This window comes from Xylanimonas oleitrophica (assembly GCF_003244315.1).
In the GTDB taxonomy this organism is placed as follows: domain Bacteria; phylum Actinomycetota; class Actinomycetes; order Actinomycetales; family Cellulomonadaceae; genus Xylanimonas_A; species Xylanimonas_A oleitrophica.
Genome location: NZ_QKWH01000002.1, coordinates 90303 through 104988, shown reverse-complemented (window position 1 = coordinate 104988; position 14686 = coordinate 90303). Strand labels below are relative to the sequence as shown.

The 14686-nt window shown below is 74.0% G+C and carries 17 protein-coding genes and 2 riboswitches; of the genes, 8 read left to right on the top strand and 9 right to left on the bottom strand.

The features are described from left to right. Positions 1–90: 90 nt before the first annotated feature. The 4 genes from DNL40_RS04370 to DNL40_RS04355 all read right to left on the bottom strand — a co-directional run bounded on the left by DNL40_RS04370 (position 91) and on the right by DNL40_RS04355 (position 4283). Positions 91–1065, bottom strand: a complete 975-nt coding sequence (locus tag DNL40_RS04370) for a universal stress protein (RefSeq protein WP_111250031.1) — start codon at positions 1063–1065, stop codon at positions 91–93. A gap of 214 nt (positions 1066–1279) precedes the next feature. After that, complete coding sequence (locus DNL40_RS04365; RefSeq protein WP_111250030.1) at positions 1280–2035, bottom strand: C40 family peptidase; 756 nt, start codon at positions 2033–2035, stop codon at positions 1280–1282. Then, positions 2036–2202: riboswitch (cyclic di-AMP (ydaO/yuaA leader) on the bottom strand. Positions 2203–2429: 227 nt separating this feature from the next. After that, complete coding sequence (locus DNL40_RS04360; protein WP_111250029.1) at positions 2430–3248, bottom strand: C40 family peptidase; 819 nt, start codon at positions 3246–3248, stop codon at positions 2430–2432. Continuing rightward, a riboswitch (cyclic di-AMP (ydaO/yuaA leader) is annotated at positions 3236–3409 on the bottom strand. It overlaps the preceding gene by 13 nt. 157 nt (positions 3410–3566) lie before the next feature. Continuing rightward, positions 3567–4283, bottom strand: coding sequence for an iron-dependent transcriptional repressor DtxR (locus tag DNL40_RS04355; RefSeq protein ID WP_111250028.1), 717 nt, complete (start codon positions 4281–4283; stop codon positions 3567–3569). Positions 4284–4372: 89 nt separating this feature from the next. On the opposite strand from DNL40_RS04355, the gene serC reads away from it, so the two are divergent. After that, positions 4373–5518, top strand: a complete 1146-nt coding sequence (gene serC, locus DNL40_RS04350; RefSeq protein WP_111250027.1) for a phosphoserine transaminase — start codon at positions 4373–4375, stop codon at positions 5516–5518. A 21-nt stretch (positions 5519–5539) separates the two neighbouring features. On the opposite strand, the gene DNL40_RS04345 is transcribed toward serC, so the two are convergent. Both DNL40_RS04345 and DNL40_RS04340 read right to left on the bottom strand, forming a co-directional pair. Further along, complete coding sequence (locus tag DNL40_RS04345; protein ID WP_111250026.1) at positions 5540–6883, bottom strand: MFS transporter; 1344 nt, start codon at positions 6881–6883, stop codon at positions 5540–5542. 61 nt (positions 6884–6944) lie between these two features. Then, positions 6945–7400, bottom strand: a complete 456-nt coding sequence (locus DNL40_RS04340; RefSeq protein ID WP_111250025.1) for a MarR family winged helix-turn-helix transcriptional regulator — start codon at positions 7398–7400, stop codon at positions 6945–6947. A 179-nt stretch (positions 7401–7579) separates the two neighbouring features. Here DNL40_RS04340 and idi point away from each other — a divergent pair, with 179 nt between their 5' ends. Genes idi through DNL40_RS04310 form a run of 7 tightly spaced genes read left to right on the top strand, consistent with a single transcriptional unit; the run spans position 7580 to position 13141 of the window. After that, entirely contained in the window at positions 7580–8131 is a 552-nt protein-coding gene (idi, locus tag DNL40_RS04335) for an isopentenyl-diphosphate Delta-isomerase (protein WP_111250024.1), read from the top strand. Next, positions 8128–9168 carry a polyprenyl synthetase family protein gene (locus DNL40_RS04330; protein WP_111250023.1) on the top strand — a complete coding sequence of 347 codons (1041 nt, stop codon included), beginning with the start codon at positions 8128–8130 and terminating at the stop codon, positions 9166–9168. Before idi ends, DNL40_RS04330 begins: the two co-directional genes overlap by 4 nt. Then, positions 9165–10049, top strand: a complete 885-nt coding sequence (locus DNL40_RS16275; RefSeq protein ID WP_150131897.1) for a phytoene/squalene synthase family protein — start codon at positions 9165–9167, stop codon at positions 10047–10049. Before DNL40_RS04330 ends, DNL40_RS16275 begins: the two co-directional genes overlap by 4 nt. Next, positions 10046–11623, top strand: a complete 1578-nt coding sequence (gene crtI, locus DNL40_RS16270) for a phytoene desaturase family protein (RefSeq protein ID WP_150131896.1) — start codon at positions 10046–10048, stop codon at positions 11621–11623. Before DNL40_RS16275 ends, crtI begins: the two co-directional genes overlap by 4 nt. Then, the gene (locus DNL40_RS04320) at positions 11620–11943 is read left to right on the top strand and encodes a lycopene cyclase domain-containing protein (protein WP_111250022.1); all 324 of its coding nucleotides are present in this window, start codon (positions 11620–11622) and stop codon (positions 11941–11943) included. The genes crtI and DNL40_RS04320 overlap by 4 nt, the downstream gene beginning before the upstream one ends. Further along, positions 11940–12251 carry a lycopene cyclase domain-containing protein gene (locus DNL40_RS04315; protein ID WP_111250021.1) on the top strand — a complete coding sequence of 104 codons (312 nt, stop codon included), beginning with the start codon at positions 11940–11942 and terminating at the stop codon, positions 12249–12251. Before DNL40_RS04320 ends, DNL40_RS04315 begins: the two co-directional genes overlap by 4 nt. Further along, positions 12248–13141 carry a prenyltransferase gene (locus DNL40_RS04310; protein ID WP_245885656.1) on the top strand — a complete coding sequence of 298 codons (894 nt, stop codon included), beginning with the start codon at positions 12248–12250 and terminating at the stop codon, positions 13139–13141. The genes DNL40_RS04315 and DNL40_RS04310 overlap by 4 nt, the downstream gene beginning before the upstream one ends. On the opposite strand, the gene DNL40_RS04305 is transcribed toward DNL40_RS04310, so the two are convergent. Genes DNL40_RS04305 through DNL40_RS16150 form a run of 3 tightly spaced genes read right to left on the bottom strand, consistent with a single transcriptional unit; the run spans position 13131 to position 14685 of the window. Continuing rightward, entirely contained in the window at positions 13131–13883 is a 753-nt protein-coding gene (locus DNL40_RS04305) for a glycosyltransferase family 2 protein (RefSeq protein WP_111250020.1), read from the bottom strand. The genes DNL40_RS04310 and DNL40_RS04305 overlap by 11 nt on opposite strands. After that, entirely contained in the window at positions 13880–14503 is a 624-nt protein-coding gene (locus tag DNL40_RS04300; RefSeq protein ID WP_245885655.1) for a DUF2238 domain-containing protein, read from the bottom strand. The genes DNL40_RS04305 and DNL40_RS04300 overlap by 4 nt, the downstream gene beginning before the upstream one ends. Further along, complete coding sequence (locus tag DNL40_RS16150; protein WP_146252014.1) at positions 14500–14685, bottom strand: hypothetical protein; 186 nt, start codon at positions 14683–14685, stop codon at positions 14500–14502. The genes DNL40_RS04300 and DNL40_RS16150 overlap by 4 nt, the downstream gene beginning before the upstream one ends. Position 14686 lies beyond the last annotated feature (1 nt).

The following is a 14686-nucleotide window of genomic DNA, read 5'->3' as shown; positions in this document are numbered from 1 at the left end:
CTCACTGCTGTGGGCGGGAGACTCGCCGCAATCCGTTCAGGTCTGCGGCGAGTCTCCCGCCCACAACCACGTGGCGAGGGGGACGGGGCCCTACGAGGTCAGGGCGTCCTCGGGCGCGGCGTCGGCCCCGCCGTCGTCGTCCACCTCCGCGCACCGGCGCGTGACCACCAGCACCGGGCACGCCGCGTGGTGCAGCACCGCCTGGCTCGTGGAGCCCAGCAGCAACCCGCGGAACCCGCCCCGGCCTCGCGAGCCCACCACCAGCAGGTCCGCCGCCGTGGAGAACTCCGTCAGCAGCTCCGCACCGGTGCCGTCGAGCACGATCCGCTTGATCCGCAGGCCCGGGTGCGCGGCCTCGTACCGGTCGACGATGACGTCGAGCCCCGCCTTGATGTCGGCGAGCACCTGCTCGTGGTCGATCTGCGACGGCAGCCAGGCGAGCACGCCTGCGCTGCCACCCACCGGCACGCCCGCCACCGCGACGAGCTCGGCATCCCACACCTCGGCCTGCTGCACCGCGTACCGGAGCGCCGCCTCCGCGGACGGCGACCCGTCCACGCCCACCACGATGCGGCGCACCTCGTGCACGGTGTCACCGTCACGCCGCTCGGTCGCTGTCCCGGAGCTCCCGTCCCGGTAGGGCACCACCACGGTGGGGCACGCCGCGTGCGCAGGCAGCGCCGAGGACACGGTGCCGAGCAGCCGCTCCGTGAAGCCGCCCCGGCCGCGGGTACCCACCACCGCCAGGCCGTGGTCCTTGGACATCTCGACGAGAACGCCCGCTGCGTCCCCCGTGGCCACCGAGGCGGTGACCGGGACACCGAGGCCCGCCACGCGCGCCTGAGCCTCCTCGAGCACCGCCCGGGCACCTTCTTGGATCGCGGTGTCGTCCAGGGCCGCGTACCCGCCGTCGAGCGACGCCGCGGTGAACGAGGGCAGCGAGTAGCTGCACACCATGTGCAGCCCCCACCCCACGCGCTCGGCGTACGCAGCGGCCCAGTCGAGGGCGTGGAGGCTCGGGGCAGAGCCGTCCACCCCCACCAGGACGATCTCCGGTCGGGTCATCTCGCACCTCCGCCGTCGACGGTGCGCCCAGGAGTCCGTCCGCCCGGGCGTTTGTTAAAGCGTAGCGAATGACCAGGCAAAGGGGGATGCGAGCGGGCGGAACGTGCCACCTGCGGCGGCGCGGGACGAGCGCCCGTCGGCAGGGACGACGACGCCCCGGCCCGCCACGAGGGCGCACCGGGGCGTCGTCAGGACAGCGAGCCTGCGAGCAGCGTCAGCCGACGACGCGCAGGAAGGTGGGGTTCGACTGCCAGATCTTGCGGACCGAGACGTTCCAGCCGTCGGGGCGCGACGCCTCGACCTGCATGCCGTTGCCGAGGTAGATCGAGATGTGACCCGGGGACCAGATGAGGTCGCCGGCCTTGGCCTCGGAGCGCGAGATGACCTGCGTCTTGGACGAGTCGCGGATCGCGCGCGACTGGTGCGGCAGCGAGACGCCGAGCTGGCGGTACACGTACGTGACCAGACCCGAGCAGTCGAAGCCGCTGGGGCTCGACCCGCCCACCACGTACTTGACCCCGACGTAGCGCAGCGCGATCGACGCGGCCTGCGACGTGGACGACGAGACCTCGGCGCGCTCGCTGGTGCGCGAGGCACCCGACGCGGCACGCTCGACGGAGGCAGCCTTGGGGGCGGTCACCTCGACGGCTGCGACGCCCTCGGCCGTGACGGCCTCGACCTCGATCTGCGCGTCCGGGGCCACCGTGACGACCGGGGCGGCCGCGAGAGCCTCGCGGGCCTGCGCGGTGAGCGCACCCAGGTCGACGGCGCTCAGCTTGGCGGACTTGTTCTCGACCGGAGCCGCCTGGGCCGTGGTGGCGCCGGCGAAGGTCGAGACGATGATGCCACCGGCGGTGGCGACGACGGCGGCGCGACGGCCGACGACTGCAGCGTTCTCGTTGATCCCTGACAGCGGCGTCAGCGGGCGGCGCGCGGCGCGGTGCCGGGCGCGCGACGTACGAGCGGTCACGTGTTCCCTCTCCATCCGCCTACGAGGTGAGCTGTCGGGTTCGGGTGGGAGAAATCACCCGGCCTCGCTCGGCCCGAGGGCCTTGCTCGGCTTCACCCCAAGGACGCTGTCTCAGCCGCCCGAAATTGGGTCCCCCGCCCCTGTCATGCGGTCGGTCTGCGGTCCTCTTCCGGTGACAGGGCTCGGCGTCCGGTCGAGGTCCTGACGAGCGGTGTGCCCGGCAGGTGGTTGCACCGTATCGGACGCTCGACCGAAAGTCACGTTTGAGTTACGGATGAAGAGACGGCGAACGATCACGCCGCCGAGGCACAGCGGCGCTGATGCCGACGACGAGGCCCCGCCGCACTGTGCGTGCGGCGAGGCCTCGGGACGGAGAGAGTCTGCGCGGTGCAGGTCAGCCGACGCGGATGAACGTCGGGTTCGACTGCCAGATCCCGCGGAACTGGATCGTCTTGCCCGGGCGCGGGGCGTCGATCTGCATGCCGTTGCCGGCGTAGATCGAGACGTGGCCCGGGGTCCAGATCAGGTCGCCCGGCTGCGCGTCGGCAGCCGAGACCACGGTGCCGGCGGAACGCTGGGCGCCCGAGGAGCGCGGCAGGTTGATGCCCACCTGCGCGTAGACGTAGGAGGTGAAGCCCGAGCAGTCGAAGCCGTCCGGCGTCGAGCCGCCCGAGACGTACGGGACGCCCACGTAGCGCGAGGCGATCGAGACCACGGCCGAGCCCGACGCGAAGCTCGGGGCGGCGCTGACCTCGCCGACGGACGCGGAGGTGGCCTGCGCGCCGGGGGCGGCCGCGCGCTCGGCGCTGCGGGACGGGGCGGAGGCCGCGCGGACGACGGGCTCCGGCCGCGGGGCCGGCGTGACCTCGACGGCCGCGATGCCCTCGGCCGTCACGGCCTCGACCTGCACCTGCGCGTCGGCGTCGACCGTGACGGCAGGCGCGGCCGACAGGGCCTCGCGGGCCTGCTCGGTGAGCTTGCCGAGGTCGACCGTGCTCAGGCGCGTCGCGTCCTGAGGCGCGGGAGCAGCCTGGGCGGCGGTGGCGCCGCCGAACGTCGAGATGATGAGTCCACCGGCCGTGGCCACGACGGCGGCGCGGCGCCCGACGACGCCGGCGCTCTGCTGGGCCAGCTCGGTGAGGGGGGTCACGGGACGACGCGCGGCGCGGTGGCGTGCGCTGGTCGGACGTGCGCTCAAGGTCAACCTCTCCATCGGCCTACGAGGTGAGCTGTCGGGTTCGGGTGGGAGAAACACCCGGCCGCGCTGGCCCGTGGGCCTGGCGTCGGCTTCACCCCGAGGACGTCTGACGACGCCCGTTGTTGGGTCCCCCGTCCCTGTCCTGGGAATTCGTCTGTGCCCGGCCGGTGACAGGGTTCGGCGTCCGACCGTGCGCCCCCAGGGAGAACCCCGGGTGCGGTAGGACCGTACCGGACTTGCTGGCGGATGTCACGCTTCGGTCACGGCTGACGAGATCGGCCCCGCTCGCGCTGCGAGCGGGGCCGGTCCGTGCTGCGGGTCAGGCTGCGCGGCTCAGCGCGCGGCCACGAAGAGGTGCCGCGCGAGGTCTTCCGGCAGGTCGAGGGCCGTGCCGCTGCCGTCCACGGTGACGGTGTAGGCGCCGGCCCCGTGGGTGGCCGTGATCTCCACGCCGGGCACCAGCCCGGCCTCGGCGAGCCGGGCCAGCAGCTCGACGTCGACCTGGAGCGGCTCGGCGATGCGCTGGAGCACGAGGCTCACGGAGCCGGCGGTCTCCCCGCGCAGCGCGGCGGCCTCGAACACCCCGGGCAGGGAGATGACACCGGAGAGGTAGGGCACCTCGGCGAGGTCCTCCCCCAGCTCGGACAGGCCCGGGATGGGGTTGCCGTACGGGTCGTGCTGCGGGTGGTCGAGCAGCGTGACCAGCCGCTTCTCCACGGCCTCGCTCATCACGTGCTCCCAGCGGCAGGCCTCGGTGTGGACCTGCTCCCAGTCGAGCTTGATGACGTCGGTCAGCAGGCGCTCGGCGAGGCGGTGCTTGCGCATCACCTTCCGGGCCTTGTCGTAGCCGCGGTCGGTGAGCTCGAGGTGGCGGTCGCCGGTGACGACGACGAGGCCGTCACGCTCCATGCGGGCGACCGTCTGCGACACCGTCGGGCCCGAGTGGCCGAGCCGCTCCGCGATGCGCGCGCGCAGCGGGGTGATGCCCTCCTCGACGAGCTCGTAGATCGTCTTGAGGTACATCTCTGTGGTGTCGATCAGGTCGGTCACGACCTCTCCTCTCGATCGCTCTCGGCCGCGCCGCTGCCACCGGGTGGACGCCCCGCACTCGGTTTCCCGGCCCCGCCTAGTCTATTCGTATGCCAGTGACCATCCCCGCCCATCTCCTGCCTGCTGACGGTCGGTTCGGGTCGGGGCCGTCCAAGGTGCGCCCCGGCCAGGTCGACGCGCTCGTGGCGGCAGGTGCGCGGGTGCTGGGCACCTCCCACCGCCAGCCCCCGGTCAAGGACCTGGTCCGCAGGGTCCGCAGGGGCCTGGCGGAGCTGTTCGCGCTCCCCGACGGCTACGAGGTCGTGCTGGGCAACGGCGGCTCCACGGCGTTCTGGGAGGTGGCGGCGGCCTGCCTGGTGCGCCACCGCGCCCAGCACGCCGTCTTCGGGGAGTTCGGCGGCAAGTTCGCGGCGGCCACGGCACGCGCCCCGTTCCTGGCCGCCCCGCAGGTGCTTGCCGCGGAGCCCGGCTCGGTGGCCCTGCTGGAGGCCTCGCCCGCCGGTGACGACGCCGTCGACCTGCACGCCACCCCGCACAACGAGACCTCGACGGGTGCGATGATCACGCCCGTGCGTGCGCCCGGGTCGGCCGAGCGGGGCGCGCTGACGGTGGTGGACGCGACCTCGGGCGCCGGCGCGCTGCCCGTGGACCTCGCCGAGACCGACGTCTACTACTTCGCGCCGCAGAAGGCGTTCGCCGCCGACGGCGGTCTGTGGCTCGCGATCGTCTCGCCCGCCGCGGTGGCCCGGGCAGCCGAGGTGGAGGCGGGCGCGGCGGCCGAGGGCCGCTGGGTGCCGGAGTTCCTGTCGTTCACGACGGCGGTGGAGAACGCGCGGGCCGACCAGACGCTCAACACCCCGGCCGTGGCCACGCTCGTGATGCTGGCGGACCAGGTCGAGTGGCTGCTGGAGCAGGGCGGCCTGGAGTGGGCGGCGGCCCGCAGCGCGGAGTCGGCGGCGGCGCTGTACGGCTGGGCGCAGGCGCGCGAGTGGGCCACGCCCTTCGTGGCCGACCCCTCCCACCGGTCCACCGTCGTCGGCACGATCGACCTGGACGAGGCGATCGACGCCGGCGCGGTGATCGCCGCGCTGCGCGACCACGGCGTGCTCGACGTCTTCCCCTACCGCAAGCTCGGCCGCAACCAGCTGCGTGTGGGCATGTTCCCCGCGGTGGAGCCGGACGACGTGCGCGCGCTGACGGCGTGCGTGGACCACGTCGTCGCCCAGCTCGCCTGACCCCTCCCCCAGGAGGGGAGGTCAGGCGCTCGACTTGGCGTGCTGCGCGTCGGTGCTCGCGAGCTCGTCACGGACCTCTTCGCGCGCCACGGCGGCCACCGAGGGCTTGTCGAGGTACACGACCTCGAGGTGGGGCCGCTGCCGCACGCGGTAGCGCACCCGCAGGTGCCAGCTGCGGATGGCCCACACGGTGGCCGCCGCGCACACGACGAACGTGGCGACGGAGCCGACGAGGATGGACCAGCGCGGCCCGAACGCCTCGCCCACCCAACCGACGATCGGTGACCCGATGGGCGTGGCCCCCTGGAACACCATCATGTACAGCGCCATGACGCGGCCACGCATGGCGGGGTCGGTGGACATCTGCAGCGTGGCGTTGGCCGCCGTCATCATGGTCAGCGACGCCAGGCCCACCGGGATGCACATGAGCATGTAACCCAGGTAGGTGGGCATGAGGGCGTTGACCGCCGTCGCGATCGCGAACGCGAACCCTGCCCCGAGCACGAGCCGCACGCGCGGGCGGTCACGGCGCGCGGCGAGCAGCGCACCCGTCAGGGACCCGATGGCGAGCACGGAACCGAGGACGCCGTACTCCCCCGCACCCTTGCCGAACTCGACGCGCGCCATCATGGCGCTGGTGAGCTGGAAGTTGAGGCCGAACGTCGAGACGACGGCCATGACCACCATGATCACGACGATGTCGGAGCGGCCGCGCACGTAGCGCACGGCCTCGCGGATCTGCCCCTTGGCCCGTGGTGCGGCCGGCAGCATGCGCAGCTCGCGGACCCGCATGCACGCGAGCGCGGCGATGGTGGCCGCGAAGGTGATGCCGTTGATCATGAAGACCCAGCCGGAACCGACGGCGGCGATGAGCAGGCCCGCGGCGCCCGGGCCGATGAGCCGGGCGGCGTTGAACGAGGCGGAGTTGAGGCCCACCGCGTTGGACAGCTTGCTGGCGGGCACCATCTCGGCCACGAACGTCTGGCGCACCGGGGCGTCGAGGGCGGAGACGACGCCGAGCAGCAGGGCCAGCACGTACACGTGCCACAGCTCGACCACCCCGGTCAGCACGAGCGTGCCGAGGACGAGGGCGAGCACGCCCATGGCGCCCTGGGTGGCCATGAGGAGACGACGGCGCGGGAGCCGGTCGGCGAGGACGCCGGCGTAGGGCGACAGGAGCAGGAAGGGCAGGAACTGCAGCGCGGTCACGGTGCCGACGGCCGTGCCGGAGTTGTGGGTGAGGTCGGTCAGGACGATCCAGTCCTGGCCGACTCGCTGCATCCAGGTGCCGACGTTGGCGACGAGGGCTGCACCGAACCACAGGCGGTAGTTGACGTAGCGGAGGGAGGAGAACGTGGCGCTCATCGGGGGGCGGTCATCTCGATCCTTCTGACGGTGGCGGGTGCGTCCGGTGCGGAGGGCTGCGTCATCGGGACGCGATCAGGGTGAGCAGCTCGGAGGCCCGGGCGAGGGTCTCGCGCTCCTCGGTGGTGAGCGCCTTGAGCTGCTGGGCGAGCCAGGCGTCACGGCGCCGGCGCGTCTCGGTGACCTCGCGCCGGCCGACGTCGGTGAGCCGGACCACCACCTGGCGGCGGTCGGTGGGGTGCTCGACCTTCTCGACCAGGCCGGCCTGGACGAGGCCGTTGACGGTCCGGGTCATCGACGGCGGCTTGACGTGCTCGTGGGACGCCAGGGCCCCGGGAGACATCTCGCCGTGCCGCAGGAGCGTGGTCAGGACGCCGAACTGCCCGACGGAGAGGTCGGCCTCGCCCCGCTCGGCCCGGAGCCTGCGCGTGACGCGAGAGAGGGAGACCCGCAGGTCGCTGCCCAGGCCCGCGGCGTCGGTACGGGCTCGGTGGCGAGAGGGCGTGACGACGGACATGCCCCTTAGTCTAGGTCATTACCCGCGGTAACGACCTGGCTGGTGCGTCACACCGGCACCCCTCCTCGCCGGGAGGGCGTCCGGGCACCCCGCCTCCGGTTGCCGCCCCCGGCACCCCCGGTTAACTTGTCGGTCGACGTCGCTAGCCTGTCTAGCGAAAAGGCGAGGACGGGGACGGCATGGAAACGCTCGCGGACGACCTGGTGGTGCTCCTGGACGAGCACGACCGCCCGGCCGGGACCGCGCCCCGCGCGACGGTCCACACCACCCGCACGCCCCTGCACCTGGCGTTCTCCTGCTACCTGCTCGACGCCGACGGCCGCGTGCTGCTCACGCGCCGGGCCGTCACGAAGCGCACGTGGCCCGGGGTGTGGACCAACTCCTTCTGCGGCCACCCCCGCCCGGGTGAAGAGGTGGCGCACGCCGTCGAGCGGCGCGCGCAGGACGAGCTCGGGATCTCGGTGCGCGACGTGCGGTGCCTGCTGCCCGACTTCCGCTACCGGGCGGTCGACCCCGGCGGGATGGTCGAGAACGAGCTGTGCCCCGTCTACGCCGCCACCTTCGACGGCGAGATCTCCCCGGCCCCCGACGAGGTCGCCGAGCTGCGCTGGGCGACCCAGGATGAGCTGTCCCGCGCCGTCACGGCGGCGCCCTGGGCGCTGAGCCCCTGGCTCGTCTCCCAGCTGGCACAGCTGGAGCGTTCCGGCGCCTGGCCGTTGGGATCCGGATGACCGCCTGGGACGCCGAGCTGCAGCAGGCGCTCGACCGGCAGGTCGAGGAGCTGTGGCGCGGCGTCGCCCCGGACACCGAGGCCGCGGCCCTGCGCACCGCGCTGGACGAGGCCGTCACGGGGGGCAAGCGGCTGCGGCCCCGGCTGGCCGCAGAGGTCCACGAGGGCCTCGGCGGGAGCAGGCAGGCGGCCCTCGTCCGTGCCGCTGCGGCGATCGAGCTGCTGCACACGGCGTTCGTGGTGCACGACGACCTGATCGACGGCGACGACGTGCGTCGTGGCGCCCCCAGCGTCCCCGGCCGGTTCCGCGCGGCTGCGAGGGCGCAGGGCGCGACGGCGCGGGGCGCTGCCACCTACGCCGTCGCCGGGGCCGTGCTGACCGGTGACCTCGCGCTCAGCGGCGCGCTCCGCGCGGTGGCGACGCTCCCCGCCCCCGCCGACGTGACCGTGCAGGTGCTCGACAGGGTCACCCGGGCGCTGACGACGTCCGCCGCGGGCGAGCTGACCGACGTGCGCCTCACGCTGGGTGGGGCCTGGCCCGCCCACCGCGACGTGCTCGAGCTCGCCTACCGCAAGACCGCCGACTACTCGTTCGTGCTGCCGATGCAGGTCGGCGCCGTCCTCGCCGACGCCGACACCGCCACGGTCGACATCCTCGGCGAGGCCGGGCGCTCGCTCGGCGTCGCGTTCCAGCTCTTCGACGACCTCGCCGGCATGTTCGACGACGCCGGGTCCACCGGCAAGGACCCGGTGGCGGACCTGCGCGAGGGCAAGCTCACCCTCCTCGTCTGCCACGCGCGGTCCACCCCGGCCTGGGCGGTGCTCGGGCCGGTGTGGGGCAGCCCCGCCGCGACCGTCGACGACGTGCGCCACGTGCGGCAGGCGCTCGAGGAGTCGGGGTCGCGTGCCCACGTCGAGGACGCCGCGCTGGATCACGTCCGCCACGGCCTCTCCCGGGCCGAGGAGGCGGGCATCGGCACGACGGCGGCGGGCTGGGTGGCCTCCGTGCTCGATCGAGGGAAGAGGACCGCGGCATGAGCCTGATCCAGCACCGTGCCACGGCGGTCACGCCGGCACAGCGGTACGACGCGGTCGCGGCCGAGGGCGCCCGCCTCGTCATCCGGCGCTACTCCACGTCCTTCGGCATCGCGTGCCGGCTCCTACACGAGCCCGTGCGGACCCACGTGCGCAACGTGTACGCGCTGGTACGGATCGCCGACGAGCTCGTGGACGCGCCACGCCCCGGCGCGACCGACGACGACCGGCGCGCGCTCCTCGACGCGCTCGAGACCGAGACCCTGGCCGCCATGGACCGCGGCCACAGCGCGAACCTCGTCGTCCACGCCTTCGCCCGCACCGCGGTCGAGTGCCGCATCGAGCCCGGGCTGGTGGTCCCGTTCTTCGCCTCGATGCGCACCGACCTCGAGCGGCACGTGCACGACCGGGAGAGCTTCCAGGCCTACGTCTACGGGTCGGCCGAGGTGGTGGGGCTGATGTGCCTGCGCGCCTTCCTGCGCGACGAGCCCGACCCGGCAGGCTCCTACGCGCTGCTCGCGCCCGGCGCACGCCGGCTGGGCGCCGCGTTCCAGAAGCTCAACTTCCTGCGCGACCTGGCCGCGGACCACGACGACCTGGGCCGCTGCTACTTCCCCGGCATCGACCCGGACCACCTCACCGCCGCGCAGCGCGACGAGCTCCTGGCGGACATCACCGAGGACCTGCGCGCCGCACGCGTCGCCGTCGCCGGCCTCCCGGACGGGTGCCGCAACGCCGTCGCGCTGGCCCACGCCCTGTTCACCGAGCTCGCGGACCGCATCGGCCGCGCACCCGTCGCACAGATCCGGACGGAGCGGATCCGCGTCCCCGGGCCCGTCAAGGCGCGCGTCGTGGCGCGGCAGCTTCTGCGGAGCCGGCCGTGAGCGCCCGCACCCCGGGCCGCGCCGTCGTGGTGGGCGGCGGCGTCGCCGGCCTCGCCAGCGCGGCGCTGCTGGCCCAGGAGGGCTGGTCGGTGGACCTGCTCGAGCAGCAGGCCACGTTCGGCGGCCGTGCCGGGACGTGGGAGCACGGCGGCTTCCGCTTCGACACGGGGCCGTCGTGGTACCTGATGCCCGAGGTGTTCGACCACTTCTTCCGTCTCATGGGCACCAGCGCCGACGCCGAGCTCGACCTGGTGCGCCTCGACCCCGGGTACCGGGTCCACTTCGAGCGGTTCGACGAGCCGCTCGAGATCCGCGCCGACGCCGAGGCCAACGTCGCAGCGTTCGAGGCGCTCGAACCGGGAGCCGGGCGTGCGCTGGAGCGGTACCTCGACTCGGCCCGCGAGGTCTACGACCTCGCCGTCCACCGGTTCCTGTACGGCACCTTCGCCTCGCGCACGTCCCTCCTCGCGCCGGACGTGCTCCGCCAGGCCCCCCGCCTGGCGCGCCTGCTGACCCGCTCGCTGGAGGCGCACGCCGCCGCCCGCTTCGCCGACCACCGGCTGCGCCAGGTGCTCGGGTACCCGGCGGTGTTCCTCGGGACCTCCCCCGAACGGGCGCCCAGCCTGTACCACCTGATGAGCTGGCTCGACCTCGCCGACGGCGTGTACTACCCCCAGGGCGGCTTCGGCACCGTGGTCGACGCGCTCGTGCGCGTCGCCCGGCGAGCCGGGGCCCGGCTGCACGCCTCGACGCCCGTGACGTCCGTCGAGGTCCGCCGGGGCGGGCGCCGCCCCCAGGTGCGGGGCGTGCGCGCCGGCGACGAGCCGTGGGAGGCCGACCTGGTGGTCGGGGCCGCCGACCTGCACCACGTCGAGACCTCGCTGGTGCCGCAGGACCTGCGCACGTACGACACCGGCTGGTGGGACCGGCGCGACCCGGGCCCCGGCGCGGTGCTCGCCCTCCTCGGCGTGGAAGGGCATCTGCCGCAGCTCGCCCACCACTCGCTGTTCTTCACCCACGACTGGCGGCGCAACTTCGACGACGTCTTCGGCGGCTCGAGGCGTGTGCCCGACCCGGCCTCCGCGTACGTCTGCCGCCCGTCTGCCACCGACCCGACGGTGGCTCCCCCCGGGTACGAGAACCTCTTCGTGCTCGTCCCGGTCCCCGCCGACCCCGGGATCGGCCGGGGCGGTCTGGACGGCGCCGGCTCCCCCGCGGTCGAGAAGGCCGTCGACGGCGTCCTGCACCGCATGGCGGCGACGCTCGGCGTGCCCGACCTCCAGGACCGCGTCGTCGTGCGCCGCACGCTGGGACCCGCCGACTTCGCCGCCGACCTCAACGCCTGGTCCGGCGGCGCGCTCGGCCCGGCGCACGTGCTGCGCCAGAGCGCCTTCTTCCGGGCGCAGAACGCGTCCCGCACGATCGACGGCCTCCTGTACGCCGGCAACGGCACCATCCCCGGCATCGGGCTGCCCATGTGCCTCATCAGCGCCGAGCTCGTCCTCAAGCGGGTGCGAGGCGACACGTCGACCACGCCGCTGCCCGTGCCCACGGCCGCCACGGGGCCGGCGTGAGCTGGGTCTACCTCGCCTGCATCGTGGGATCCACCGTCTGCATGGGCCTGGTGGACCACCGGTGGCGCCTGTTCCTCTTCGCCCGGCCAGGGCGTGCGGCCGTCGTGGTGGGCTGCGGCGCCCTCGTCTTCCTGCTGTGGGACGTCGTCGCGATCGCCGCCGGCGTCTACCAGCGGGGCCAGTCCCCCGGCATGACCGGCATCGAGGTCGCACCGGAGCTGCCCCTCGAGGAGATCTTCTTCGTGGTGTTCCTGTGCTACCTCACCATGGTGCTGCACCGCCTGGTGCTCCACCTGACGCGCAGCAGGCGGCCACGATGACGTACGCGACCATGGCTCTCCCGTTCCTCGGGCTCGCGCTCGCCACGCTGGCGACCGCGGCCGTGCTGCGCCGCCCCGACCGCCGCTGGTGGCTCGCGACGGCAGCCACTGTGGTGGCGCTCGTGGTGCTGACGATCGTGTTCGACAACGTGATGATCGCCGCCGACCTCTTCCGCTACGACCACTCCCACCTGTCCGGGGTGCGCCTGGGCCAGGCGCCGGTCGAGGACCTCGCCTGGCCGCTCGTGGCGGGGATCGGGCTGCCCGCTCTCGCCCTTCTGCTCGCACCACCCGAGGAGTCCCAGTGAGCGCCCCCACCGTGTCCGGCGGCAGAGCCCCGCGCCCGATCGCCCAGGTGGTGGCGTCGTCCCGGCCGCTGAGCTGGGTCAACACGGCCTACCCGTTCGGTGCGGCGTACCTGCTCGCCGGCGGCGGCCTCGACGCCGCGCTCGTGGTCGGCGTCCTGTACTTCCTCGTCCCGTACAACCTGCTGATGTACGGCGTGAACGACGTGTTCGACTACGAGTCCGACCTGCGGAACCCGCGCAAGGGCGGCGTCGAGGGCGTGGTGCTCGACCGCACGGTGCACCGCGTGACGATCGTCGCCGCCGTGGCGAGCAACCTCCCGTTCCTCGTGGCGCTGCTGGTCCTGGGGAGCACGACGTCGGCGCTCGTGCTCGGCGTGTGCGTGGCCGCGGTGGTGGCGTACTCGGCGCCCGTGCTGCGGTTCAAGGAACGCCCGCTGCTGGACTCGGTCACCTCCAGCACCCACTTCGTCGGGCCCGCCTGCTTCGGCCTCGCGCTCGCCGGGGCGTCACCGGCCGACCACGTCGCGGCGCTCGCCGGGTTCTTCCTGTGGGGCGTCGGGTCGCACGCCTTCGGGGCCGTCCAGGACATCGAGGCGGACCGTGCCGGCGGCATCGCGTCGGTGGCCACGTGGCTCGGTGCGGCGGGCACCGTGCGCCTGGCCCTCGCCGCGTACGTGGTGGGCGGCGCCGTCCTGCTCGCCCTCCCCTGGCCCGGCCTGCTCTCCGCGGTGCTCGTGGTCCCGTACGTGCTCAACGTGGCGCCCTACCTGCGGCTGACCGACGGCGAGTGCGAGCGGGCGCACGCCGGCTGGCGCCGGTTCCTCTGGCTGAACTACGTGACGGGGTTCCTCGTGACCCAGCTGTTCATCTGGGTCACGCTCACCGCGTAGGCACCTGCCCAGGAGCCCCGCACCGCTCGGCCCAGCGCCGCCACGGCGGGCTGACCGCCCAGTTGACCTGGAGGGTGCGCCGGGCGCGCGCGAAGCGCCGGCGCATCTGCGCGCCCCCGCGCACGGAACGCACGGACACCCCGACGCTCACCGGGACCAGGCGGACGCGGCGGTGGGGACCGAGCACGAACGCCAGGTCCATGTCGTCGTGCACGTCCTCGTCACGGTGCACCTGCCCCGCCACCGCCACCCAGGTGCGCCGGCGCACCGCCATGTTGGACCCCCACAGCGGCGTGTGCCCCAGCGCCAGATGGGTCGCGGCGTAGTAGGCACCCAGGTAGACGACCGCCGTCAGGACGCGCAGACCGGGACGCGCGTCGTGGAAGACGCCCACCCCGGTCACCGCGTCGAGGTCCTCGCGGTCAGCCAGCCGCCCCACCAGCCGCTCCAGCCACCGCGGGCCCGGCACCGAGTCCGCGTCGCAGCGCACGATCACGTCCCCCGTGGCGGCGTCGTACCCGGTCGCGGCCGCGTGCGGGATGCCCACCCGCGGCTCCTCCACCACCCGGGCCCCGTACCGCCGTGCCACCGCCGCCGAGTCGTCGTCCGAGGCGTTGTCGACCACCACCACCTCGTCCGCGGGCCGCGTCTGGCGGGCGAGCCGGTCGAGGCAGCGCTCCAGCGCGACGGCGTCGTCACGGACGGGGATCACCACCGACACGGTGGGGCGTGACGCGGTCATGAGCGCGCTCCCCGGAGACCCGCCCGGGCGACCAGCACACCCGCGACGACCGCGCCTGCGGTCCCCGCCGCGAGGTCGCCGACGGTGTCGTCGTAGCCCACCTGGATCCGACTGTCGAGGTAGGTGTAGCCCGCCCACTCGCCGAGCTCCCACAGCGTGGCCAGCGCCGTGCCCGCCGCCGCGGTCAGGACACCGGCGCCCAGCCGGGGCCGGCGCTCACGCCGCACCGGCGGCGCGTCGAGCGGCGGCCCCTCCACGGGAGGCGCTGCGCCGAGGCGCACCAGGAGGCGGTGGGCGACCGCCGCGACCAGCCCCGTCGCGACCGCGTGCACCACCAGGTCCAGCCAGCTGATCGCCAGGTACCAGTCCAGCTGGGCCGCCCACGCGGCGACGAGCATCGTCCCGCCGAACCCGACGTCGAGCGCCGTGGGCAGGGCGAGCGCACGTGCGAGGAAGGCACCCCCGAGCACCAGCAGGAACAGCGCGCCGGCGATCACGCCGAAGCGTGCGAGGCCCACGACCACGCTGACGGCCGCCACCGCGCGGACCACGTCGCCCGGTACCAGCACGGCCGGAGCACCACGCCCACCCTTCAGCCCGCCCGTCAGACCCCTCGTCACACCCACGCGGCCTCCCCGTCGGCGGAGAGCAGCGTCGGCAGCGTCGGCGTGACTGCCCCGGCGGAACCGAGCCGGTCGTCCCAGAACCCGTGGCGTGTGACCACGTACCCGATCCGGACGGCGGCGAGCAGCACGGCGAGCACCGCCACCACGACGGCGAGCTTCCTGAGGCCGGGGCGCAAG

Bases quoted from the DNA above. Each gene is read 5' to 3' on its own strand.
- DNL40_RS16275 (WP_150131897.1), top strand. From the start codon at position 9,165: ATGAGCCTGATCCAGCACCGTGCCACGGCGGTCACGCCGGCACAGCGG.
- idi (WP_111250024.1), top strand. From the start codon at position 7,580: ATGGAAACGCTCGCGGACGACCTGGTGGTGCTCCTGGACGAGCACGAC.
- DNL40_RS04340 (WP_111250025.1), bottom strand. From the start codon at position 7,400: ATGTCCGTCGTCACGCCCTCTCGCCACCGAGCCCGTACCGACGCCGCG.
- DNL40_RS04330 (WP_111250023.1), top strand. From the start codon at position 8,128: ATGACCGCCTGGGACGCCGAGCTGCAGCAGGCGCTCGACCGGCAGGTC.
- DNL40_RS04370 (WP_111250031.1), bottom strand. From the start codon at position 1,065: ATGACCCGACCGGAGATCGTCCTGGTGGGGGTGGACGGCTCTGCCCCG.
- DNL40_RS04315 (WP_111250021.1), top strand. From the start codon at position 11,940: ATGACGTACGCGACCATGGCTCTCCCGTTCCTCGGGCTCGCGCTCGCC.
- DNL40_RS04360 (WP_111250029.1), bottom strand. From the start codon at position 3,248: ATGGAGAGGTTGACCTTGAGCGCACGTCCGACCAGCGCACGCCACCGC.
- DNL40_RS04345 (WP_111250026.1), bottom strand. From the start codon at position 6,883: ATGAGCGCCACGTTCTCCTCCCTCCGCTACGTCAACTACCGCCTGTGG.
- DNL40_RS04305 (WP_111250020.1), bottom strand. From the start codon at position 13,883: ATGACCGCGTCACGCCCCACCGTGTCGGTGGTGATCCCCGTCCGTGAC.
- serC (WP_111250027.1), top strand. From the start codon at position 4,373: ATGCCAGTGACCATCCCCGCCCATCTCCTGCCTGCTGACGGTCGGTTC.